We start from the raw sequence: 22,706 nt of genomic DNA on the forward strand, positions 1-22,706 counted from the left end.
TTTGTACTGTATTACAAATAAGCTCTTGCTACAGTTATAATGATAATGATTATCACTATCATTGTCAACCTATTTCCAATAATCTTTTTAAGTATTTTTTAATGAACGACGATATTGGTACTGTTTGTATTGGAATACCATAAAGCAGCCGATGCAAAAGCCTAAAATTGCTACAAATGATGCGACCGCCACCATAACCGTAAAGCCGTATGCAACGACCGGCCAATTAAATGCAAAACCTACTATTCCACCTGCCAGACAAAAACTCGCAATCGCAGAATTGAATTTTTGCTGTCCAATATCTTCAGGAATATACGATTTGATGTCTTTCGTTAAAAATATTTTCGCAAAACGCATAATTGGATTAAACCCGGTGAAAATCCCAAGTAAATTTGCTATTAACGGTATCGCTAAAATCCAGTACTGTCCTGTCACCCATGTGATAACGACTGATAAAAATATAACCCACTGATTTACACGAACTAATGGTCTTGGTACAGAAATCGGTTTCGTCATTAAAACCAACCTTTCTTATATGTTTTATTCATTTTAGCCTTTTTCACCTCGTTTGGGAAGAGAGATGGTATAGTTAATATAAATATTTTTTTAGAAAAGGTGATACGTATGCCTGCACTTTCTTATGATCAAGTACGACAATTAAATTCCTACAGCATTTTCACCGAAGAACCTGACCGTCCATTATTTACATTGGCGAATCTACATAAAGACTTCTATTTGACGGATTTCCGCAATTTGATGATGGGCATCACGAATGCTGCTACGGAAGCTGCGGCCATCTCCCACTTCGGACGTCGATACGGCATGTTTGTCGCAATGCAGTTTTATATGCTGACTACGTATGATGAGGTTTGGGACGGCAAGCCCGAAGATTTGCGGTTCGCTATTGTTCAGGAGTTCGGCATTCATACACTCGGGATGTATATAAACCCAAATGATTTCCGCTATGTGGAGGATGATGAGCGCGAACGAGTGATGGCGGATATTTTATACAAAACATCTGTTGTTATTGGCCAGCTACGGAAAACAACGTCCATTTCGCCGCTGACTTTATGGGAAAATATTTTCGGATACATGCTTTGGCACTTCCATACATTACTCGAAAATCCGGCATTGGCGGACCGCGCTTTCGAGGATTTGGACATGCTCGAAGATAAAAATGTTTGGCGTTACTTCTCGGACAAATCGCTGTTTTTAAATTATACAGGCGGAAAAAACCCTTCCGCTCTCATCAATCAGCCTGTTCGCAAAAGCTGCTGTTTTTCTAAAGACATTCCCGGCTTAATGGCTTGCGGATTTTGTCCGATGAAATAATGTTTTGTTTTAAGTGCCGTTTAATAGCGGCACTTTTTTATTTTGCAGGATTTGCTTGGAGGCACGTTTTCTAATATCCGGCCTGCTTTTTCTAATATACCTTGTAAAGTTCTAATAAGTTCCTGATTTTCTAATAAAGTAATCCGATGTTCTAATAAAGGTCGGAGATGTTCAAATATAGATATCCGATCTTCTAATAAATATCACCGTTTTTCTAATATCCGGTTCAACTTTTCTAATATCGCTGCAACCACTCGACGCAAAAAAAACGATGCTACAAACTTCATAGCATCGCCTTATCATCTTATTTCATTGCACTGTTTTTCAATGTTGTTGCCACTACTTTGGCGCCATCGAGCAATGCCTTTGCATCAAAGGTCATTTTCGGATGATGGAGTCCCGGGCCAAGATCTGCGCCAATGCCGATCATCGTCGCCTTCAATTCTGCATTTTTAATTGTATAGAAGTGGAAATCATCGCTCCCCGGTGTCATTACTGCCGGTGCCAGGCTTTTCTCTCCAAGTGCTTCTACAATCGAGCGTTCTGCAATTGCAGCAGCTTCTGATGATACTTCCGCGCCTGGTGTAACATCCATCCAATCCCATGCAACCCCAATATCGAACATCGCTGCAATTTGTTTCAATCCTTTATCAACATCATGTTGTACTTGCGCCAATACTTCATTTTTCTGTGCACGCACATCGATCGAGAATGTCGCATTACCCGGAATAATATTGACGCTTCCGCCATCTGCTACAATTTTCGTTAACTTCGCTGAGTATACTTCAAATGGATCGACATGGATATTTTTCAGCATTTGCTGAATCGCTACAACGACATCAATTGCATTTTTCCCCTGGTGCGGACGAGCGCCATGTGCATCAATGCCGGTAATTGTCCCAGTTAAGAATGCTGCAGCACCATGATAGATTGCGGGTGATACTTTCCCTAATGGCAGCTCTTCCATCGGACGTAAATGAACACCGAATAAATGGGTAACATCCTCCATTACACCGCGGTCAATCATCGCCAGTGCCCCGCCACCTGTTTCCTCAGCCGGTTGGAAAATAAAACGGATTTTCTTATTCAAAGGTTCATTTTTTAATGCATAAAGCGCACCTAAAACAATTGATATGTTTGCATCATGTCCACAAGAGTGATTTGCCTGCATGACGCCATCCACTTCCTGCCATAGTGCATCAATATCAGCGCGAACCGCAATTGTTTCTTCACCTTTTCCGATTTCCGCGACAAGGCCAGTCACATCATCAAATTTTTTATAGCTGACGCCCATATCATCTAAGATTTCTGCTAATTTTGCTGTTGTTTTTATCTCTTTCCAGCTTACTTCAGGGTTTGCATGGAAATATTGAAACCAATCAAAAATCATTTGTTCTGTAGAATTAACCGCTAACATGAAACGCACCTCGAATATTATTTAGTACTTCTATTATACAGTACAATTTTTGCATACTACATTATTAGTGCCTAAAAAAACGACATCTATCCAGACAGTTTCGTTGGATAGACGCCGTAATATTTTTAAATTCATTTAAAAAACTCCTTTATAAGCTTGAGAAGAATCCTTGCGGATATTGAGTGCGTTCTTCACTTTCCGTCACCTCTTGCTGCTCGGCTAACTCAAATTCCACCTCTTCGTCAAATAAGTATGTTTCAAACGTCGACTTTAAAAGTGTTGACATATCATTTCTCCCCTTTAAATTATTTGAATTTTTAATTAATTTAAATAATATAATGGTTTTTCAAGAAAATCAACAAATAAATGCGTTTAATGCATAAAAAGTATTAAATCTATCTACTTTCGAGATAAGTATAAAAGCGCCTGAAATAATTTCAGACGCTTCACCTTTTATGAGATTGCTATTTTTGAACTTTTCACTTTGTTTTTTGTCATCCATTGAATCACAAACATAATTGCAAATACAATGAGTCCGATTGTATCAGAAAGAGACTCCGGATAAATCATCGCAACACCTGCAGCAATTAGAATAATTCGTTCAATCCAGTTAATCGGGCGATACCAATAACCGATGACCCCTGCACCAATCGCAATCATTCCCATCATCGCTGTAAATACAACCCATATGATTTCCCAAACTGTTACGTCAATCATAAGCAATGCCGGTGAAAAGATAATCATATACGGTATAATGAATGCCGCAATGGCCAGCTTGGCAGAATGGATACCTGTTTTAATCGGATCTCCACCTGAAATTGCAGCTGCCGAAAATGCGGCGAGTGCTACAGGAGGTGTGATGTCTGCAATAATCCCGAAATAGAATACAAAGAAGTGTGCAGATAATACAACGATAATCGGTGCGGCACTTGCCGGTACATCCGGAGCAAGCAAGGCAATGATTGCCGGCGCTGCGATCGTTGATGTAATAACATAATTGGCCGTAGTTGGTGCGCCCATTCCTAAGATTAACGAAGCAATCATTACAAAGAATAGGGTGATTAAAATACTGCCACCCGCAAGTTTAACCAAACTGTTTGCCAATGATAAACCAAGTCCAGTTTTTACAACCACCCCTACAATAATACCGGCACATGCCGTAGCAGCTGCCACAGGTACTGCAGTACGTGCTCCGTCTACTAATGCATCAATGATTTCCTTAAAACCAAACTTTACATCCGGGTTTATAAATCCGACAATAACACAAGCCAATATACCATAAAGTGCAGAGTGAATAACTGGAATTCCAGCCATCATTATTACAATAATTAATGCAATTGGAATTAATAAATATAACTTCTTGAATATTTCTTTACGATTCGGCATTTCCTCATCAGTTAAGCCTCGTAAACCTAAACGTTTTGCTTCAAAGTGAGTCATAATCCAAATACCAGCAAAGTAAAGAACCGCCGGAATCGCTGCTGCTTTTGCAATATCCCAATATGAAACACCGCGTCCGATAAATTCAACCATTAAAAACGCTGCGGCACCCATAATAGGAGGCATCAATTGGCCCCCAGTAGAGGAAGACGCCTCAACCGCTCCCGCAAAGTTTTTCTCATAACCTAAACGTTTCATCAAAGGAATCGTATAGGCACCTGAAGTAACTACATTGGCTACGGAACTCCCTGAAATTGTTCCTTGCAGTGCAGATGAGAAAATCGCAACTTTTGCTGGACCCCCTACTAACTTTCCTGCAACGGAAATCGCCAAGTCGTTAAAGTATTCCCCTACACCTGTCTTTACTAAAAAGGCGCCAAATAACAGGAATGCAAAAATATATGTTGCCGAAACGGCAAGCGGCGTACCTAATATACCATCTGTTGAGTAAAACATCAGATTTACAAGGCTCTCTAAATTTTGCCCACGGTGTGCCATAAAGTCCGGCATATACGGTCCATAAAATGCGTATGCCAAAAATAGACCTGCAATAATAGCGATTGGCAGACCAACTGCCCGACGTGAAGCTTCCAGCACTAGGAGGACTGCAAATAAACCGATCCAGAAGTCTATCGTCTCCAGCTTCCCTAAACTTCTCACTAATCGGTCGTAATTCATCACCCAATAGCTACCAACAATAACTGACAGAATAGCTAAAATATAATCATAAAAAGGAATAGATCTTTTTGAAAATTTACGGCGCAGCGGAAAGAGCAGAAAGACAAAAGTTAATGCGAACCCTAAGTGAACAGTACGCTGAATTTGGGCCGGAAACTGACCGTATATCGCTGTATAGAGTTGAAATAGTGAAAATGCAAGTAACCCAACATAAATGACATATTTCATAAAGTTTTGCGGGTTTCGCTGATTGGATTCGATATCAAACTTTTCCAATAACTCTTGCTGTTGCTCTAATGACAATGCTTCTATTTGTTGTGGTTCAGTTGTTTCTTTTTTATTTTTGCTCATTTAACTCGACTCCTTTCATTTTTTCATACAAGGACAGTTTTTGAATTTGCACGTCATAAGATTTTCCACGAGTTAAAAATTTTTTCAGTTCCACTGTTTCATTGTTATGCTGCAAATCCAATCGAAAATCGACATTTCCGATATGTAGTACAAAGTTGGTTAATTTCGCATCGTCGTATTGAAGTTTGTATATTCCGTTTTCGTAAAGCAACGTTTGCCCTTCCTCCGCATAACCCGGCATTCCGATTGCTACATCCGAATATTCCATCGAAAGCATTTGGATTGCATTTGAAGGTAGCGCTACATAGCTTTCATAAACATCTGTTAAATGAATCGAATGTGTATAAATAATTTTAAACTCGTCAACATCTTCCAGTTCTTTATAATAGGTAGTCGGATTTTCTGAACGAGTTTCCATAAATATGATTGAACGCTCATACGGAATCATACAAAGTACAAAGCTAGCACAGATTATAATAAATACAACTATAGTTAGTTTTTTCATAAACATCCTACTAAAATTAATTTCTATTTAACTTAGCAGCATACCTGGAAAGAAAACAAGAGACTGCCTAGAAGTAAATTACACTCTAGACAGCCTCGCGCTAATTACTTTACCTCATCAAAGTATCGTTGTGCACCTGGGTGGACATCAATACCAATTCCATCTAAGCCAGATTCAGCTTTAATGAATGTGCCTTTTGCGTGGCTGATTTTGTCTGTGTTGTCATAGATTGCTTTTGTCATTGCATACACTAGATCTTCAGGTAATTCCTTTTTAACAGCTAACATTGCACCAACCGATACAGCTGGAATGTCAGATTCTAAACCGTATGTGCCAGTTGGAATGTTATCCACTGCATAGTAAGGATATTTTGCAATAAGCTCTTCTGCTTTATCTGCTTCAACCGGAATAATATATACGCCATTTGTTGCATTTAATGCTTCAACAGCACCAGTTGGGTAACCAGCTGTAATAAACGCTGCATCAATTTGACCTGATTGAATACCATCTGTCGATTCACCGAAGTCTAAGTTTTGTGCTTCGATATCGTCCATTGTTAAACCATGGATTTCCAATAATTGCTCAGCATTTGCGAATGTTCCCGATCCTGGAGCCCCTACAGAAACTTTTTTACCTTTTAAGTCTGCAAATGTTTTAATCCCTGAATCCGCCAATGTTACTAATTGAACCGTTTCTGGATATAGAGCACCTAAAGCTACTACAGAATCAATTGCTTCACCTTCAAACATTAGTGTACCGTTCGTTGCATAGTAGGCGATATCCGTTTGTACGAATGCTACCTCTGCATCTCCGTTTGCCAGGGAAGTCATATTCGCTGCAGACGCCTGTGAAACTTCAGCAGTTGCTTTTACCCCAGTGTCTGTAGTAATTAAATCAGCAAATGTACCGCCTAATGGATAATAAGTCCCTTGTGTACCACCAGTTAAAATACTTACAAACTTTGTACCTTCAAAATCCAGCTCTTCTTCTGTTGCAGCTTCCCCAGAGCTCGTCTCATTATCTGTTTCAGTTTTAGATGAACCTTCATCATCAGAACCACAAGCAGCCAGTATGAGTACAAATGCACTTAATAACATCAGAAAAAGTAGGTTTTTAGATTTAAACATAAGCAGTTTCCCCCTTTATAGTAAAATATAAATTCATATTACATACATAATTATACAAAAGTCAACGTTATTTTAAAAATTCCAAATTTACTGTTAATATTTTATTATCTATATTTTGTCCGATTAATACTCGAACAGTTCTTTAAATATTCGTAAATACTGTATTATAAGAGTTATCAATTCAGTTCATTTATACAAATTACATAAATAAGATTATTTTAAAATAATTGTTACCCCTCAATTTATATTTCCCATATAGTAACAGATAAAATTTTACACAAAAAAATACTATGCTAAAAGAATTTCACTTTTAGCATAGTATTTTCACTTGACTACACCACAAACAATTCGCGCACCCGAATTTCCTGACGGATCTGTTTTATAATCGTCTGCTTTTTCATGAATGACAACAGACGTGCCATCTGCATCGAACAGCGAATTTTCTTTTCCTTTTTCAAGTGTAAAATCAGCTGTCACAAAATTCAACTCCACTTCACCCGCTTCATCCGCAGTAATATTCGGTAAGTCCCCTAAATGCGGGCCTGCCGGATTATCCACGCCATGCTGCTTTTTCATAGGATTGAAATGAGCTCCTGCCGATTCAAAGCTAGGGGGTTCACACTTCCCTACTTCATGCAGATGAATTCCGTGGTCACCCGGCGGTAAACTATTTAATACAGCGGTCAATTCGACCCCTTTTGAAGATTCTTCAAATAAAATTTCACCCACTAAGTTGTTTTTTGTATCGTACATCTGCGCCTTTGCAGATAATGTTTCTGGTGCACTTACCGGAACGGTTTCCTTTTGAAACATACTGCATCCGCTTAATAATAGTACACATACGAATAAGCTAATTTTTCGCATACTATCCCCTCCTTACAACTAGTATTTCAATAAAGAGGGCTGAATATACAAAAAGCCACCCAAAATTGAGTGGCTTCTTTTCGTATTAGTCTAAAATTTTTATTTGTACTGTACGGCGGCCCCATTCGTAGGCATTACCTAGGTCTGGAATAAATACATCAATTTTATTCCCTTTAATTGCCCCGCCTGTGTCAGCTGCAACTGCTTCTCCATATCCTTCAACCCAAACTTTTGTTCCTAACGGAATGACACGCGGGTCTACTGCAATTACTTTTAAATCTGGATTGGCGCGTAAATTCGTACCGTTTGCCGTTGTTCCAGAACATCCTTCACAGTAGGCTGTATACGCTGTCGCTTCAACAGTCAAGGTTCTTCCCGTATCAGGAGCTGAACTTGTTGAAGTTTTTGCCTCTGTACCGCCTGACGCACTTTTCACTTCACTCTTGGCATATTCCTGTTGAGGCCCGGATACTGTAATGGAGTCACCCGGATATATTAAGTCTGAATTGATATTGTTCCATTTCTGTAGCTGGTCAACTGTTGCATCATGGGCCAATGCAATATGGAACAGCGTATCACCTGGTGCAATAGTATATACTTTCTCGTCATGACCGCCAATTTTTAATGTATCCCCAACAAAAATTGTATTGCTCGTTAAATTGTTTAGTTCCTTTATCTCTTCAACTGATGTCTGAAATTGCTTACTTATTTTATAAAGTGTATCTTCTGGTTGGATTGTATAAGTATCTGCAGAAGCTTGAGATGCAAACAGCCCCCCTGTAGCGAATACTCCTGCCAATAGAACTGCCATTAATTTTTTCTTTGTCAAATTTCTGTCCCTCCATATTTCCAAATAAATTTAAGTTGTTTTTACTCTCCTATAACCTTACAGCAAATACATTGCAACACGATGACGCGGATATGAACCCTGCATTACAAGCACATTGCAGGGCTTTTGGATAATTATTACTAAATTTGAAGCGATTTATACATAGATTTACCATTTTTTTGCGAAGTGACAGGAAAAGAAGGAAAAATAAATGGGAATTTGTTTTCAGACTTATTACAAACCAGCTTGTTTCTTTAATCTTTCTGTCTATTTTGACGATATAAAGTGAAACTTCAAACAATGAGATTTTTCTCAATCCCACTGGGTTTAAATTACTACCCGTTAATGCGGGATAATTGAAAAGGAGGATTACTATGGAATTAAACGCCATTATGTCAGCACAGTTAGCATCACTGCAGCAAACTGTGCAGATGAGTATTTTAGACAAGGCAATGAATACCGGCGCGGCAACTGCTGTCCAAATGATTGAAGCAATGCCTCAACCGCAAGCAACTCCAGCACCCCACCCTTATAAAGGACAAATGATTGACGTCCAGGTTTAGTTATAAAAACAGAAAGGACGCTCACGCAGATGGTGAGCGTCCTTTCTGTTTTAAATTCGGTATTACGGGCATCAGACAGAGAATATTAGAACATTTTTTTATTTATTAGAAATTAGGCGCCTGCTATTGGCACTTCGGAATCACATATTCGAAAAGCGAGGAGACATTTTAGAAATTCTACATACTATATTAGATAATCCAACTTTTATTAGACAATCGATCAATTTTTATGAAGTTTTTTCATTTTATTAGAAATCTTTATGCCAAATGTAAACGCTGCGTTAAATTTCGGTTAAACACTTTTAAAAAAACATTTTCCGGGTATAACTAATAGTACACTGTTGCTATAAAGGAAAAGGAGTGATTATTATAGGTATCCATACGTTTTTTACAAGTTTAAATGATTTAGAGCGCATCATCCGCTGTCCGGGTCGCTTTAAATTCGAAGAACATAATGTGGCAGCACACTCATGGAAGGTTTCCCAGTATGCGATGTTTTTCGCAACATTGGAGGAACGTGCAGGTAGTCAAATTGATTGGAAATCGTTATACGAAAAAACGATTAATCATGACTTTGCCGAAGTTTTTATTGGGGATATTAAAACGCCTGTCAAACATGCAAGTGTCGAACTTAAGCAGATGCTTTCACATGTCGAAGAGAAAATGATGGAGAAATTTATCCGTGAAGAAATTCCAATTGATTTACAGGATGTATTTATTGACCGTATGAAAGAAGGCAAAGATGAGACAATTGAAGGACGACTTCTTGAGTTTGCAGACAAGCTGGATCAGTTTTACGAGTCATTCGCAGAGCTGAAGCGCGGGAATACAGACAAAGAGTTTGTTCATATGTATGAAACAGCACTAAGCAAGTTACTGTTGATAGATCTTCCGGTATCCGTAGATTATTTCCGCAACGAAATTTTATCTGATGTTGTTACAGAAAAAACGGTCATCGATATAGCACTTTTAACGGAAAATATTTTACAACAGCATATTGAATAATAACAGAAGGCTTCCGATTAATAAGGAAGGCTTTTTTATTTTAAATAAATCCTCCTTTTTATTTTTGAAAATCTTCACTAAATCCATTCAAATTATTTGACTTTTTTTTAAAACATACTTTATTGCAATCCGATTTAACTTACTATAAGATAGCAATAAGGCTACGTTGTACGTACGAATATTAAGTTTTAACCTTTATACTTATACAGGGAGTTTTACATCGATGTTGGAATGGCGTGCCTGGACTCTTTTGACTTCAGGATAGACAGGATAGCATTTGCGAACACCCACTTTGAGGAGTGGTGGTTTAAAACTTTCTATAATAACTACGGCAATGTGGCTGCTTACATAGCAATATAGCCATAAAATTTACAGACACTTACACGACTTTACGTGTAGGTGTTTTTTTTTTGCTTTTTTTGGTATCATTCAATATACAACCTATAACCTTGAAGGGACTGAACTATGCGCAGATGGCAATATTTTTTATCTAACTGATTAAAAATATTGGAGGTAAAAATATTGATAAAAGAATTGAATACCAAAAGATTGCATTTAAGAAGAATGGAAATTTCAGACTCCCAAAGCTTGTTTAAAATATGGTCTGATCCACATGTAACTGAATTCATGAATATAACGAGCTTTATACATGAAGCTCAGGCGAAAGAAATGATTGAGCTACTTGAGGAATTGGCCCAGGCTGGTAAAGCTGTTCGATTCAGTATGATTGAGCGAAATTCAAAAGAAATAATAGGTACGTGTGGATTCAATTCTATAGATTTCGATAATGCGAAAGCGGAAATCGGTTATGACATCGCTAAAGCCTATTGGGGCATGGGGTTTGCGCCAGAAGGTATCCGTGCGTTAATGGACTATGCTTTCGGAACTTTGAAACTGAATAGAATCGAAGCAAAGGTTGAACCTGCAAATGTTAATTCAATCAAGGTTCTACAAAAACTTAATTTCAAATTCGAAGGAACTCTTAGACAATTCGAAATTTCTAAAGGGAACTTTATTGATGTCAATATGTACTCAAGTTTAAAAACAGATTGATTTAGCTCCCTCCCTGCCTATATCTCGAATGAGATATAGGCCTTTATTTTTAATATAAAAAATTTCCCAAAACGAAAAACCTCATTAAATAACCATTCGTTATTTAATGAGGAAAAAGATGTTATCACTATCCTATTCCTTATAGTACAATGACTCTTTTTCAAGCAGAATCGGGCCAGTACTCGTTCTTAATATAAATGAATCGTGCTTTAAATAATCGGCTAAAACAACTGCCCCAACACCTAAAATCTCCACTTGGACATCAACACGGCGAGCACTTTTCTGCAGCTGAGAGAGCTTGGATTTCAATTCGTCCAGCTCCTGTAGTTTTTCACAGTATAAAATAATGTCCATATCACTGTTTTCATGACAGACGTTGATTCCCGTTGCCATCGAAAAACCAACACTTCCGCCAATCCCCCATTTAAAGTCATCCAATACCTTTTCAATATAAGTAAGTGATTGGACATGCGTCTCAGGATATGAATTTACCAGAACATCAAACGGCCGAATTACACGTTTAATATTAGAAATAGCTGTAATCGCTGCAAATCGTTTCGACCGATTATTCCCTCGAAAGCCTATCGCAACTTTCCCATCCTCTACTTTCATACGTCTCACAACAGCAATGCCTTGAGCCATTTCATCTTCATTCATCCAATCAGGAAAATCACCGAAGTACTCAATTCGATCCATGGACTTCAAATACACTAAATCATGTACAGTTAGTTCCATTGTTGCGTGATTTTTTCACGTACAGCAATCGATGCCTTACGACCATTTTCAACCGCTACTTTTGATTGAATTCGATTTGCTAACGATCTATCTCCCGACTGAATAATATCTTCTTTTGCCGATGCAATAGAATGAAGTACTTTTTGAACTTGTTCATTGGATGGTTCGTCTGCGTTAATACCGTCGATCAACTCATGTACTGCGCCAAGCGTTTGGAACGAATGGACATCATACGCCATCGATGGAACAGATTTTGCGAATTCATCCAGCTCTTCAACAGTACGCATTGTAACAAGCGCTGCTGACTTTTTGGACATTACATGTACTTGCACTTCTGAATCATCAAGTGAAATAATACGGTTCCCTTGCATACCATGTGCCAAAAATGCTCCTGAAATTGCTTTTCCTACAACACATGTAACGATTGGATGTCCGCTTTGACGCGCTGACGCATACGCTTCAACACTTGCTGCACAAGCTAAGTAAATGCCGAATAATTCTTCGTGATAGCCAAATGCCTGACCCGGAACATCGACAATAGGAACGATTAGTCTTTTATCCGCTGAATCCTTATCTTCTTCAATTGCCTGACGAACATATTTGGCAACGGTCCACGCTTCCTGCAAACCAAACTCCCCATTGCGGGCACGGTAAAATTTACTTTCACTGTTTGGCACTACAGCAATAAAACGGGCTTTTTCTCCATTTAAATGGGCATCTGCCACTAAAACAGATGGTGTCTCCGAGATCGATGGTGCATTATTTGTAAATGCATTAAACCATGTACGGCCTCTGCTCGAATTTCCCCCATCTGCCACGGTTGCTTCAGCAATTGCCAATTCAGATCGGTTACTTAAAATTTCCTGTGCTTCATCAGTACCGATTTTTTCCTCAAACTGCAAATGATTCAGCATATTTAAAAATGTATCGTACTCCGTTGTTCTTTGTTTGAAGCTGTTTTTTCCCCATAAGTCTTCCAGCGTATCCAAGTAGTTTACTACATCATCTTCAATGATAGCGTCCACTAAGTTTGAATTGTAGCGCATTGATCCACCAATCATTTTCCAAATAAAAGGTTTTTGTTTTGCATTTAGCTCTTGAATACCTGCCTCCTGCTGAACTACTTCAGGTCCATTCATGCCAAGCCGCCCTTCTCGTGTCATGATTAAAGCGGAACAAAGACCAGCTGTTAGCGACATCCCTCCGAAAGAACCGACTTTCCCCGGAATAATGCCGATTACAGGTACATATTTTTTTAAAGCAACAATCGCAGAACTTATTTCAGCAATCGAAAGAAGTCCATAGTTCGCTTCTTGCAGACGGACGCCACCAGTATCGTAAATGATGACTGGATAAGTCAGTTCTCCTGCTTCACATGACGCAAATGCACGCTCTAAAGCACCTGCAAATTTTGCGCCGGAAACTTCACCGATTCCCCCGCCTTGGAAACTTCCCTCTATTGAAATAACTAATGAACGACGACCTCGAATTGTCCCTTGCATTATGATCATTCCGTCATCACTTTGCGGCACGATATTTTGCGCCTCTAAATGAGGTGATTCAAAAAAGTCGAATGGACCTAATATTTCATGTGCTGTTCCTTCATCTAATAGTAAAAGTGCACGTTCTCTAGCCATACTTTCTACTATACTCACAGGTAATTTAATAGAATTATTCACCGAAAACCACCTCCGCTGCCTGTGCAAGTCGTATCGATACGACACCTGGTGTTGCACCGAAATCATTAATCTTAATCGAAGCCAAAATATCCTGCTGAGAAACAAAACGCTCCACTACTTTTTGCCAAGTTTCAGCATAACCCGTAATTCCTGTACGAACTTCTACTTTTGTTTCCGAGCCTTCGATTGGCTGGATCAGTATTTCTAAATCCCCCGACCCTACAACCCCGATATGTGCTTGCTTAGTAACCGGACGATTTGCCTGAAATGTGTAATTCAACTTTTCCATGCTGTGCACCCCTTTTCAGTTTATCTGACATATTAATTACGAATAATGTGGCCGCCAACAAATCAGCCGATCCGCCTGGAGATAACCAATGTGTAATATACAACTCATCAAGTTTCTTCATATTAGAGATTGAAAAGTTTGTTAACAGTTTCTTCGCTTCCTGTTTCGCAAACTCCAATCCTTCAAGACCGCCTCGATGAAGTAAACAGGTGTCGTTTAAATTTGCGATCAATACTAGTAATGTAGTAAGTTTCGCGTCTCTTAGCGACATCTTCTGAGCCGCCTGTAAAAATGTTGGCAAACTATACTTTTGAATATGGGGAAATGCCTGCTGCGCTTCTTCTCTGGCACCCGGAATTCCATAATTCTCTTTTACTTTGATCCCGTTCGTTTTGGACATTGGAATATATTGATCCGGAAGATTGGCCAGTTCCGCAGCATCGTTAAATACTTGCGGAAAGAGTACCTTGCCCTGTCTTCTCGCAATTGCGGAGCAGAGTAAACCAATCGACCAGATCGCCCCTTTATGCGTATTACTATTTTCAGTAACCGCAAACATTTCCTTTTCGCCATTCCGTCCAATTGCGCCAAATTGTTCCCTAATTTCTAATGTTGGCTGTCTGTTGAAACTCAGCATTGCCATTTGATAAAACGTATTGTGCAATGAATGTGCTGAATTCTGCATTTTGATTAAAGATAAATCATTGTGTGCACCATTGTTTTCTGTATCTACTAAACCTGGCTTTGGTGTTAACTGAACTTCTTCGATTAATGCTGCAACAGCCTCATCAGCAATCCGTTTACAAATTACATGCTGTTTCATCCCTTCAGCTCCTTACCAACTTTTGAATTTTGAAGGCGGCTCATATAATCCGCCAGACCATTGAACAAGCTCATCAATATTTTTTGCTGCCAACAATGAACGATTTGCTTCACCGCGTAAAATATTTAAGTCTTCCGGCATTGCTACTAAACCGCGCTCGCGAAGTGATTTTGTACGCTTCACATCATTTTCCATCCCTAAAGGTGTCACACCTGCAATTGAAGCAATCATTTCTCTTCGTTCTGCCGGACTATCTGTTTTATATAGGTAGGCAATCCCTTCTTCTGTCACAACATGTGTAACATCTTCCGCATAAATCATGACCGGGGCAACTGCCAAATTCGCCTGTTTCTTTACATCAATCGCGTCTAAACGTTCAACAAAGACTGGTGTGTTGGCATCCTGGAATGTTTCAGCTACTTGCACAACAAGCTTTTTCCCGCGTGCCAATTCATCCTGACTCGTCATCATGTTATACCAAGCTTCCGTTGAGTGACGGCGTCCACCCGGATCATGTCCCATATTCGGTGCACCACCATAACCTGCAACGCGCCCTTTTGTTACCGTCGAAGAATTTCCGTATGCATCCATTTGCAATGTCGATCCGATAAATAAATCAACCGCATACTGACCTGCAAGCTGTGCCAACGTACGATTCGAACGAAGACTGCCATCTTTACCTGTGAAGAAAATATCGCGACGTGCCTGCACATATTTTTCCATTCCTAATTCACCGCCAAAACAGTGAACACTTTCTACCCAGCCTGTTTCAATCGCCGGAATCAGTGTCGGGTGCGGATTAAGAACCCAGTTTTTGCATATTTTCCCCTTCAAGCCTAATTGCTCACCATAAGAAGGTAATAGCAGCTCGATTGCAGCCGTATTAAAACCAATACCATGATTTAAAGATTGAACGCCGTGTTTTTCGTAAATACCGCGAATACACATCATCGCCTGTAAAATCTGAATATCTGTAATATGGCGCGGGTCACGTGTAAATAACGGCTCGAGCTCATACGGTTCATCCGCTTCAACGATGAAATCGACCCAAGAACCCGGAATATCGACACGCGGCAATTCATCCACAATTTCATTTACTTGAGCAATGACAATTCCATCACGGAAAGCTGCTGCTTCAACAATCGTTGGTGTTTCTTCCGTATTTGGTCCCGTATATAAGTTTCCGAAACGGTCCGCTTTATCAGCTGCAACTAACGCCACATTCGGAATTAAGTCGATAAACAATCTTCCATAAAGCTCTACATATGTGTGCAGATCCCCTAAAATTAATCGGCCATCTTCAATCATCTGTGCGATACGTAAACTTTGAGGTCCGGCAAAACTTAAATCGATTTTCTTGGCGATACCTTCCTCAAAAATATCTAAATGTTCCGGACGCGACACACTGGACATAATCATATGTAAATCATGTACACGGTCTGGATCGACCTTTACAAGAGCTTGAGATAAAAAAGATGCCTGCTTTTGATTGTTACCTTCAAGAACAACCCGATCCCCCGGTTTAATAAGCAACTCAAGTACATCTACAATTTTCTCAGTAGGAATTGTTAAACCGTTTACTAGATGCGCCACTTCCGCCAATCTCTTTTTCTTTCCTTCCAATCTTGTTGACCAAGAACGCTGCTGTTGAATTAATACCATATTTACACCCCTTCATTTTTTGCTAAATACAGACAATCATTAAAACCGTCCTTTTCCACACTGTAGCTATCCGCCTCTGGAAACGCATTTTTGGCAAGTTTTTTTAATACATCCCCTGGCGACATTTCAATAAACCGACGAACACCATTTTCATACAATATCGATGTTGCATCATGCCATCTGACAGGCAATGCAATGCTTTCAGCCAGATCCTGAACAATACTGGAGGGTTGGCGAAGTATCCGTGCATTTCGATTTGAAATCAACGGAAATTTTGGCCTTTGGAGCGTTATGAGCTCCATCTCCTTTGCCAATCTTTCCTGAACCGGTAAAAACAATGGACAATGGGATGGTGTAGAAACCTTCAGCATCTTTGCTGAGCTTGCCCCTTTTCCCGACACATAGTCCAGTACATTTTGCATCGCTTCCTTATGACCTGATAAAGTCAGCTGCTGCGGTGCGTTGCGATTTGATACATAGACCGGTTTTTGATCCGTATGGAATTTTTGTGTAATTTCTATAAGAGTTGATTCGGGTAAGCCTACAACAACTGCCATTCCATACGCTTCGTCCTGCAAAGATTCCATCAGTTCCCCACGAAGCGAAACTAAATGCAGGGCATCTTTAAATGTAAGTACCTCACTCGTCACCGCAGCGGCAAATGCACCTACCGAGTGGCCTGCCAAATAGTCCGGTTTTGCGCCTTCATTAAGAAAGGCGCGTGCTGTTGCAACACCGGCCGTCAGCATTGTAATCTGTACGTTTTTTGTGCTCTTTAATTTTTCAGCTGTTGCAAGCAGCTTAATATCTGTTTTTAAAACATCCGAAACTTCATCCAAAGTTTCTTTAATAGTAGGGTGTGTAGGAAGCGACTCTAAAAAACCGCCATATTGCGAACCTTGCCCTGGAAAAAGCCATGCCTGTTTCATCGTTGACTTCCCCTCCCTTTGCTTTATAACTGCTTATTTCGGACACTGAATATTACATCCTCTGTATGCTTTCTTAAAATGGATTTCAGCTGATCCAAGTCATCATTCTTCAAGCATTCGTAAATACTTGTATGCTCTATAATCGATTTCTCAATAATTTCCTTATTGGAAAAATGGATTACTTGAATTCGAAGTAATGGCAGCGCAATTTTACTGTACATATCATTCAGCACGGGGCTGTTGCTTAACTTGAATATAAGAAAGTGAAATTGATAGTTTAAGTGCGTATATTCTGTATAGCTTTTCGTTTTCGTCATTTTAGTTAAGACAGCTTTCATTTCTTTCAGTGTGCCTTTTTCTTTACTTGGATTTTCTAAACGTTCTGCTGCCAGCATTTCCAAATGATTTCGCACATCCAATAAATCTTTCATATCATCCAATGTGTAGCCCTTAATGAATGCCCCTTTTCTTGGAACACGCTCAATAATTCCTTCTGTAGCCAATAAATAAATTGCTTCTCTTACAGGAGAACGGCTCGTTTCATATTGTTCTGCGTATATGGATTCCACGACTTGATCTCCCGGTCTTAACTCTCCATTTAACACTTGTTCCAACAAATTATTGGCAATTCTAATCGATAAGGCATTGTCCAATGCTCTTTCAAAATAATTCAACTAAACCTTCTCCTTCTACCTGAACATAGTCGACTGTATACAATACATAATATATCTTTAAAACGTAAATTTCAATCGTATATACTTTAATTCTCTAAAAAAAATAATATTTTCCTTGATTATGTATATGTTATTGTTTATTCTATATTCAGAATACAGTCGACTGTTCTAAACAATAAAAGGGGTGTAGTTATGGTTATATATGGTGTTGCCATTTTAGCTGGGTGTTTCTTATTTGGGATGTTTTGTGGTGAATTAATCGGCGCTTTAATGGGGATTGATTCGAATGTGGGTGGCGTAGGTATTGCGATGTTACTATTAATCGTAGTCGTTGATAAATTGCAGAAGAACGGGAAAATCAGTAAACCTGCAGAAAGTGGCTTAGCTTTCTGGAATGCGATGTATATCCCGATCGTTATCGCAATGGCAGCGAGTCAAAATGTATTAGGTGCATTAACTGGGGGTCCTCTAGCGATCATCGCAGGAATTGCAGTTGTTCTTATCAGTTGGTTAGTTGTTCCATTGTTGAGTGGGAAAAAAGCGAAGGAATCTGCCATCGAGTTTAATAAAAATCACCCAGTAACAGGGGAGGCAAACTAATATGTGGGAAGCACTCAAAACAGCATTAGAATCTAATGGTTTAATCACAGGATTTGTCATTGTCGGTATTACAATGTATGTCGCATACTTGATTTCAAATAAATTAACGAAGGGGCTTATTCATGGCTCGGCTATTGCAATCGTTCTCGGATTAGTACTGGCTTATTTCGGCGGTGTTTACAGTGAAGGTACTAAAGGTTTAGCTGATATCTCGTTATTTGCAGGAATCGGTCTTTTAGGTGGCAGTATGCTTCGTGACTTTGCAATTGTTGCTACATCATTCGGAGCAAATTTTGATGAAATTAAAAAAGCAGGAATTCGCGGGATTTCTTCATTGTTTATCGGTGTTGGATTATCATTTATAGTTGGTGTTATTTTTGCACTTATTTTCGGTTACACAGATGCCGTAAGTATTGCTACAATCGGTGCCGGCACGGTTACTTATATTGTTGGTCCAGTAACAGGTGCTGCATTAGGTGCAAGTTCGGAAGTTATTGCAATCAGTATTGCAGCCGGGTTAGTAAAGTCGGTTTTAGTAATGGTAGGCACACCATTTATTGCACGATTCATTGGTTTAAACAACCCATTAACAGCAATGGTTTACGGTGGTTTAATGGGAACTACTTCCGGTGTTACGGGAGGATTAGCTGCAACGGATGTACGATTGGTCCCGTATGGCGCCGTTACAGCTACTTTCTACACAGGATTAGGCTGCTTACTTTGCCCTACCCTGTTATTCATCTTAACAGATATGATTTGGTAAGTTAATAATTCATTCTCCATATATAAGGTGCAGTTTCATATTTTCAAAAAGGTGTCACATTTTTCTTAATAACATTCCCCCAGAATTTTATAAGATAAATCCACCTTCTGAAAATTGATATTGTAATTAATGATTAATAGATAAAACGTGGGTACAATTTCGTAACTCACGTTTTTTGTTGTACCTTTTTATAAACTCATAGGGTAAATATTTTTAATTCCAGTAATTTTATGCCAATATTTAGTGAAACACATATATTTGGAGGAAACGGCTATGAAAAAAATTCTTTGTATTGGAGAATTGCTCATCGATTTTTTTACAACTCATACGGAAGTATCCATTATAGAAGCGAAAACGTTTGAAAAACAGGCAGGCGGTGCTCCGGCAAATGTAGCAGCAACTATCGCGATGCTTGGAGGACAGGCTCATTTTTGCGGAAAAGTGGGCGAAGATGCATTTGGTCACTTTTTGAAACAAACGATGGAGCAAGCAGGTGTTCATACAGATCAATTAATAATGGATTCGTCTGCACCGACTACTTTGGCCTTTGTTTCAAGACAGAAAGATGGTGAGCGGGATTTTATCTTTAATCGTGGTGCCGACGAGTTGCTCAGTGTTGAAGATTTGGACCTGCAACAGCTCATGTTGCTGGATATGATTCATTTCGGCTCTGCCACTGCCCTTTTAAGCGAACCTTTCAGTAAAACGTACGAACAGCTAATGCAAACTTTGCACCTGCAAAACTATTTTATTTCATTTGATCCAAACTACCGCGCAGACTTATGGAAGGGTGATTCCGACTTATTCATTCATAAATGCGAACCTTTCATTGAAGCAGCAGATTTCATTAAGATGAGCGAAGAGGAACTGTTATTATTCGCAAGGACAGAAAACTTCGAACAGGCAATCGAATGGCTCACACAGTTTAATGAAAAGACAATTGCCATTACACAAGGCGCTTCTGGTACAATGCTTATCCAAAACGGGCAAATTACAACCGTTCCGGCATTTCCCGTAAACTCCATCGATACAACCGGTGCAGGTGATGCTTTTGTCGGTGCCGCTTTGTATCAGTTAAGTAAATATGAAGACACAAATCTCACGTTCAATGAATGGGTATCCGTTATCGAATTCGCCAACCGTGCGGCATCAAAGGTATGCGAGAAAGTCGGTGCAATCGAAGCCCTATCTTCATTGAAAGAACTTCAGTAATAAAAAATGGCGCATTAAAAGTTTCACTCCACTTTTAACGCGCCTTCCTTCTATCTATTTATGGACATTTAAAACAACTGTCACTTTAGTTCCCTTCCCAAGCTCGCTTTCAATAATAAACTGTCCCGCGTGCCGGCTAACGATTTCTGTTACAATCGCCAAACCTAACCCGCTGCTTTGACTAGAGCGCGAAGGATCCACTCGGTAAAATCGTTCCTTCACCTTTTCAAGTGCTTCTTCAGGAATACCGATCCCGTTATCTTTTATCGTTACAAAAATCTGATTGTCCTTTTTACTGCATGTTACAATAATTTTCCCTTTTTCCTCGCTGTAGCGAATGGCATTTGACAGCAAATTGTCCCAAACTTGCTCCATTAACTGCTCATCTGCAAAAACTTCAACCTGTTCCAGCTCGTATACAAGTTCCATCTGCTTGTCGTCCAGTTTCCACCGCTTTGAAAATAGCCGTTCTTTCAATTGTTTATCTAACGAATAAGTCTTTTTTTCAACCGGTAAATTCTTTTGGTCAAGCGAGCTTAGTAAAAGCAATTGCTTTGTTAATGCGGAAAGACGCTTCGTTTCCTGCTCAATAATTCCCAAATACTGCACACGTTCTTCTTCTGTATTTTCCGCGTCCTTCAATACATTCGCATAGCCTTGAATGTTGAGCAACGGAGATTGAAAGTCGTGCGATACATTATTGATGAAGTCTTTCTTAATCTGATCATTTTCCGCGAGGCGATTGGCCATCTTTTGAAACTGTGTTGCAAGCTGCCCGAGCTCGTCATTACGATCAATCGTCAATTGGATATCATAATTTTCAAGAGCGATTTGATTTGTCGCCTGCTGCAATTGTTTTAATGGTCTTACAAGCTGACGGGCAAGCAAAATCATCGTCAATAAAATAACGACAGCGGTAATAATAATGAAGCTAACAATCAATAAATGCATTTCAGAAAAGAGTGTGGCATTTTCCTGACGAATAAAAAATGCATAACTCTCATCATTTATTTGACACGACACACCAATTGTATTTTGAATATCATTCGCGAAATGATTCATAAAGTAGGAAGAACCATTATAATCACGAATACCGTGATACACTTCATCTTTGCCGACAATGCTTAACATTTCAGGAGTGAAATTTGTTTTTTTAAACGCACTTCCGTAGAATTCTAAATTTCCATCAGGATAGATGACTCCTATCTGATAACCAAGTTTTGCAATTGACTGAAAGTAGGCATCCGTACTTTCTTTCGGCATTGTTTTTAAAATTTTCTGTACTTCCTCGGCTACCTCATAGTTTTTGGCATCTGTATCAGGCCGTATTTGCGTCTTATAAATTTGTCCGATTAACAGCATCGACATTGTAATGCTTATAATGATTACAGCCAACGTCACGACAATATATTGCCTGTATAATGTTTTCATTTTAATTCCTCTATTTTATAGCCGATTCCGCGCACGGTTTGAATTTTCACTTGTGCATTCACTTCTTCCAACCGGCTGCGCAGACGCTTAATATGTGTTGTCAGTGTAAAATCGTCTCCGTCATAATCATAACCCCATACTTGTTCCATCAGCTGGTCTCGTGTAAATACGACTTCCGGTCTTGAACATAAAATGCCTAATAGCTCAAATTCTTTTAAAGGCAGTAATGATACTTGCTCCCCTACTTTTACTTCGTACGTTTGCCGATCAATAAGCATATTGGCAATCTTTATCTGACTGCGTTCAATTTTTTGAAAGCGTCGTAAAATTGCGCGCACTCTAAACAGCAGTTCTTTAGTTTCGAATGGCTTCACCATATAGTCATCCGCCCCTGCCAAAAATCCTTTTTCCTTATCATCGAGTGTTGTTTTGGCAGTTAGCATCAATACAGGTACACCGATTTCAGCGAGATTTTTCGTTAAGCTTATACCATCCATTTTCGGCATCATTACATCGACAATTGCCAAATCGACCGGCTCCTGCTGCAATAAATTTAGCGCTTCCATGCCATCACTCGCAAACAGCGCTTCGAATCCTTCTTTTTTCAAATGGATGCCGATTAATTTCCGTATAAATGCATCATCATCTACAACTAATATCCGCATTGAAATCACCACCTTTTATATTTTAAGAAACTCATATCTGCAAATACTGTTACTTATTATATCCATAAAAAGAGACATCG

24 protein-coding genes and 1 other RNA gene are annotated in these 22,706 nt (G+C 39.3%); 8 read left to right on the forward strand and 17 right to left on the reverse strand.

What is annotated here, in order from left to right:
* Positions 1-87 precede the first annotated feature (87 nt).
* Positions 88-516 carry a DUF4395 domain-containing protein gene (locus tag ABS917_RS06055; RefSeq protein ID WP_350478160.1) on the reverse strand — a complete coding sequence of 143 codons (429 nt, stop codon included), beginning with the start codon at positions 514-516 and terminating at the stop codon, positions 88-90.
* 108 nt (positions 517-624) lie between these two features.
* Between ABS917_RS06055 and ABS917_RS06060 the strand changes: the two genes are divergently transcribed.
* Positions 625-1,332 (forward strand): Fe-S oxidoreductase, encoded by a 708-nt coding sequence (locus ABS917_RS06060; protein WP_350478161.1) that lies wholly within the window; start codon positions 625-627, stop codon positions 1,330-1,332.
* Between the two features lie 304 nt (positions 1,333-1,636).
* Here the strand turns inward: ABS917_RS06060 and ABS917_RS06065 are convergent, their stop codons facing one another.
* From ABS917_RS06065 to ABS917_RS06095, 7 genes are all read right to left on the reverse strand, one after another.
* Positions 1,637-2,749: an amidohydrolase gene (locus tag ABS917_RS06065; RefSeq protein ID WP_350478162.1), complete on the reverse strand. Its 1,113-nt coding sequence runs from the start codon at positions 2,747-2,749 to the stop codon at positions 1,637-1,639.
* A gap of 148 nt (positions 2,750-2,897) precedes the next feature.
* Entirely contained in the window at positions 2,898-3,035 is a 138-nt protein-coding gene (locus tag ABS917_RS06070) for a hypothetical protein (RefSeq protein ID WP_014824892.1), read from the reverse strand.
* Positions 3,036-3,202: 167 nt separating this feature from the next.
* Positions 3,203-5,218: a TRAP transporter permease gene (locus ABS917_RS06075; RefSeq protein ID WP_350478163.1), complete on the reverse strand. Its 2,016-nt coding sequence runs from the start codon at positions 5,216-5,218 to the stop codon at positions 3,203-3,205.
* The gene (locus ABS917_RS06080) at positions 5,205-5,723 is read right to left on the reverse strand and encodes a DUF1850 domain-containing protein (RefSeq protein WP_350478164.1); all 519 of its coding nucleotides are present in this window, start codon (positions 5,721-5,723) and stop codon (positions 5,205-5,207) included. The genes ABS917_RS06075 and ABS917_RS06080 overlap by 14 nt, the downstream gene beginning before the upstream one ends.
* Positions 5,724-5,827: 104 nt before the next feature.
* Positions 5,828-6,850: a TAXI family TRAP transporter solute-binding subunit gene (locus ABS917_RS06085; RefSeq protein ID WP_350478165.1), complete on the reverse strand. Its 1,023-nt coding sequence runs from the start codon at positions 6,848-6,850 to the stop codon at positions 5,828-5,830.
* A 324-nt stretch (positions 6,851-7,174) separates the two neighbouring features.
* Complete coding sequence (locus tag ABS917_RS06090; protein WP_350478166.1) at positions 7,175-7,714, reverse strand: superoxide dismutase family protein; 540 nt, start codon at positions 7,712-7,714, stop codon at positions 7,175-7,177.
* An 85-nt stretch (positions 7,715-7,799) separates the two neighbouring features.
* Complete coding sequence (locus ABS917_RS06095) at positions 7,800-8,543, reverse strand: LysM peptidoglycan-binding and 3D domain-containing protein (RefSeq protein WP_350478167.1); 744 nt, start codon at positions 8,541-8,543, stop codon at positions 7,800-7,802.
* A gap of 374 nt (positions 8,544-8,917) precedes the next feature.
* Between ABS917_RS06095 and ABS917_RS06100 the strand changes: the two genes are divergently transcribed.
* From ABS917_RS06100 to ABS917_RS06115, 4 genes are all read left to right on the forward strand, one after another.
* Positions 8,918-9,106 (forward strand): YjfB family protein, encoded by a 189-nt coding sequence (locus tag ABS917_RS06100; RefSeq protein ID WP_350478168.1) that lies wholly within the window; start codon positions 8,918-8,920, stop codon positions 9,104-9,106.
* Positions 9,107-9,466: 360 nt separating this feature from the next.
* The gene (locus ABS917_RS06105) at positions 9,467-10,111 is read left to right on the forward strand and encodes a YfbR-like 5'-deoxynucleotidase (RefSeq protein ID WP_483316049.1); all 645 of its coding nucleotides are present in this window, start codon (positions 9,467-9,469) and stop codon (positions 10,109-10,111) included.
* A 155-nt stretch (positions 10,112-10,266) separates the two neighbouring features.
* A non-coding RNA gene (ssrS, locus tag ABS917_RS06110) (6S RNA) lies at positions 10,267-10,458 on the forward strand.
* Between the two features lie 175 nt (positions 10,459-10,633).
* The gene (locus ABS917_RS06115) at positions 10,634-11,164 is read left to right on the forward strand and encodes a GNAT family N-acetyltransferase (protein WP_350478169.1); all 531 of its coding nucleotides are present in this window, start codon (positions 10,634-10,636) and stop codon (positions 11,162-11,164) included.
* 132 nt (positions 11,165-11,296) lie between these two features.
* Here the strand turns inward: ABS917_RS06115 and ABS917_RS06120 are convergent, their stop codons facing one another.
* The 7 genes from ABS917_RS06120 to ABS917_RS06150 are packed head-to-tail and all read right to left on the reverse strand — an operon-like array spanning position 11,297 to position 17,955.
* Positions 11,297-11,899 carry a malonate decarboxylase holo-ACP synthase gene (locus tag ABS917_RS06120; RefSeq protein ID WP_350478170.1) on the reverse strand — a complete coding sequence of 201 codons (603 nt, stop codon included), beginning with the start codon at positions 11,897-11,899 and terminating at the stop codon, positions 11,297-11,299.
* Positions 11,890-13,578 carry a biotin-independent malonate decarboxylase subunit beta gene (locus ABS917_RS06125; protein ID WP_350478171.1) on the reverse strand — a complete coding sequence of 563 codons (1,689 nt, stop codon included), beginning with the start codon at positions 13,576-13,578 and terminating at the stop codon, positions 11,890-11,892. The genes ABS917_RS06120 and ABS917_RS06125 overlap by 10 nt, the downstream gene beginning before the upstream one ends.
* Positions 13,571-13,867, reverse strand: coding sequence for a malonate decarboxylase subunit delta (locus ABS917_RS06130; RefSeq protein WP_079523867.1), 297 nt, complete (start codon positions 13,865-13,867; stop codon positions 13,571-13,573). Before ABS917_RS06130 ends, ABS917_RS06125 begins: the two co-directional genes overlap by 8 nt.
* Positions 13,821-14,690, reverse strand: a complete 870-nt coding sequence (locus ABS917_RS06135) for a triphosphoribosyl-dephospho-CoA synthase (protein ID WP_350478172.1) — start codon at positions 14,688-14,690, stop codon at positions 13,821-13,823. The genes ABS917_RS06130 and ABS917_RS06135 overlap by 47 nt, the downstream gene beginning before the upstream one ends.
* Before the next feature lie 12 nt (positions 14,691-14,702).
* Positions 14,703-16,352 carry a malonate decarboxylase subunit alpha gene (gene mdcA / locus ABS917_RS06140; RefSeq protein WP_350478173.1) on the reverse strand — a complete coding sequence of 550 codons (1,650 nt, stop codon included), beginning with the start codon at positions 16,350-16,352 and terminating at the stop codon, positions 14,703-14,705.
* 2 nt (positions 16,353-16,354) lie between these two features.
* Positions 16,355-17,281, reverse strand: a complete 927-nt coding sequence (locus tag ABS917_RS06145) for an ACP S-malonyltransferase (RefSeq protein ID WP_350478174.1) — start codon at positions 17,279-17,281, stop codon at positions 16,355-16,357.
* A gap of 23 nt (positions 17,282-17,304) precedes the next feature.
* Entirely contained in the window at positions 17,305-17,955 is a 651-nt protein-coding gene (locus ABS917_RS06150; protein WP_350478175.1) for a GntR family transcriptional regulator, read from the reverse strand.
* A 192-nt stretch (positions 17,956-18,147) separates the two neighbouring features.
* Between ABS917_RS06150 and madL the strand changes: the two genes are divergently transcribed.
* From madL to ABS917_RS06165, 3 genes are all read left to right on the forward strand, one after another.
* Positions 18,148-18,555: a malonate transporter subunit MadL gene (gene madL / locus ABS917_RS06155; RefSeq protein ID WP_350478176.1), complete on the forward strand. Its 408-nt coding sequence runs from the start codon at positions 18,148-18,150 to the stop codon at positions 18,553-18,555.
* Between the two features lies 1 nt (position 18,556).
* Positions 18,557-19,318, forward strand: a complete 762-nt coding sequence (madM, locus tag ABS917_RS06160) for a malonate transporter subunit MadM (RefSeq protein WP_350478177.1) — start codon at positions 18,557-18,559, stop codon at positions 19,316-19,318.
* Between the two features lie 273 nt (positions 19,319-19,591).
* The gene (locus ABS917_RS06165) at positions 19,592-20,530 is read left to right on the forward strand and encodes a carbohydrate kinase family protein (protein WP_350478178.1); all 939 of its coding nucleotides are present in this window, start codon (positions 19,592-19,594) and stop codon (positions 20,528-20,530) included.
* 54 nt (positions 20,531-20,584) lie between these two features.
* Here the strand turns inward: ABS917_RS06165 and ABS917_RS06170 are convergent, their stop codons facing one another.
* Both ABS917_RS06170 and ABS917_RS06175 read right to left on the reverse strand, forming a co-directional pair.
* On the reverse strand, positions 20,585-21,961 hold the full coding sequence (locus tag ABS917_RS06170; protein ID WP_350478179.1) for a sensor histidine kinase: 1,377 nt from the start codon (positions 21,959-21,961) through the stop codon (positions 20,585-20,587).
* Positions 21,958-22,626 carry a response regulator gene (locus ABS917_RS06175; protein WP_350478180.1) on the reverse strand — a complete coding sequence of 223 codons (669 nt, stop codon included), beginning with the start codon at positions 22,624-22,626 and terminating at the stop codon, positions 21,958-21,960. The genes ABS917_RS06170 and ABS917_RS06175 overlap by 4 nt, the downstream gene beginning before the upstream one ends.
* Positions 22,627-22,706: the final 80 nt, after the last annotated feature.

It is taken from the genome of Solibacillus sp. (genome assembly GCF_040273735.1).
GTDB lineage: Bacteria > Bacillota > Bacilli > Bacillales_A > Planococcaceae > Solibacillus.

Bases quoted from the DNA above. Each gene is read 5' to 3' on its own strand.
- ABS917_RS06075 (WP_350478163.1), bottom strand. From the start codon at position 5,218: ATGAGCAAAAATAAAAAAGAAACAACTGAACCACAACAAATAGAAGCA.
- ABS917_RS06070 (WP_014824892.1), bottom strand. From the start codon at position 3,035: ATGTCAACACTTTTAAAGTCGACGTTTGAAACATACTTATTTGACGAA.
- ABS917_RS06170 (WP_350478179.1), bottom strand. From the start codon at position 21,961: ATGAAAACATTATACAGGCAATATATTGTCGTGACGTTGGCTGTAATC.
- mdcA (WP_350478173.1), bottom strand. From the start codon at position 16,352: ATGGTATTAATTCAACAGCAGCGTTCTTGGTCAACAAGATTGGAAGGA.
- ABS917_RS06165 (WP_350478178.1), top strand. From the start codon at position 19,592: ATGAAAAAAATTCTTTGTATTGGAGAATTGCTCATCGATTTTTTTACA.
- ABS917_RS06130 (WP_079523867.1), bottom strand. From the start codon at position 13,867: ATGGAAAAGTTGAATTACACATTTCAGGCAAATCGTCCGGTTACTAAG.
- ABS917_RS06080 (WP_350478164.1), bottom strand. From the start codon at position 5,723: ATGAAAAAACTAACTATAGTTGTATTTATTATAATCTGTGCTAGCTTT.
- ABS917_RS06090 (WP_350478166.1), bottom strand. From the start codon at position 7,714: ATGCGAAAAATTAGCTTATTCGTATGTGTACTATTATTAAGCGGATGC.
- ABS917_RS06135 (WP_350478172.1), bottom strand. From the start codon at position 14,690: ATGAAACAGCATGTAATTTGTAAACGGATTGCTGATGAGGCTGTTGCA.
- madM (WP_350478177.1), top strand. From the start codon at position 18,557: ATGTGGGAAGCACTCAAAACAGCATTAGAATCTAATGGTTTAATCACA.
- ABS917_RS06060 (WP_350478161.1), top strand. From the start codon at position 625: ATGCCTGCACTTTCTTATGATCAAGTACGACAATTAAATTCCTACAGC.
- ABS917_RS06055 (WP_350478160.1), bottom strand. From the start codon at position 516: ATGACGAAACCGATTTCTGTACCAAGACCATTAGTTCGTGTAAATCAG.
- ABS917_RS06085 (WP_350478165.1), bottom strand. From the start codon at position 6,850: ATGTTTAAATCTAAAAACCTACTTTTTCTGATGTTATTAAGTGCATTT.
- madL (WP_350478176.1), top strand. From the start codon at position 18,148: ATGGTTATATATGGTGTTGCCATTTTAGCTGGGTGTTTCTTATTTGGG.
- ABS917_RS06100 (WP_350478168.1), top strand. From the start codon at position 8,918: ATGGAATTAAACGCCATTATGTCAGCACAGTTAGCATCACTGCAGCAA.
- ABS917_RS06065 (WP_350478162.1), bottom strand. From the start codon at position 2,749: ATGTTAGCGGTTAATTCTACAGAACAAATGATTTTTGATTGGTTTCAA.
- ABS917_RS06145 (WP_350478174.1), bottom strand. From the start codon at position 17,281: ATGAAACAGGCATGGCTTTTTCCAGGGCAAGGTTCGCAATATGGCGGT.
- ABS917_RS06120 (WP_350478170.1), bottom strand. From the start codon at position 11,899: ATGGAACTAACTGTACATGATTTAGTGTATTTGAAGTCCATGGATCGA.
- ABS917_RS06175 (WP_350478180.1), bottom strand. From the start codon at position 22,626: ATGCGGATATTAGTTGTAGATGATGATGCATTTATACGGAAATTAATC.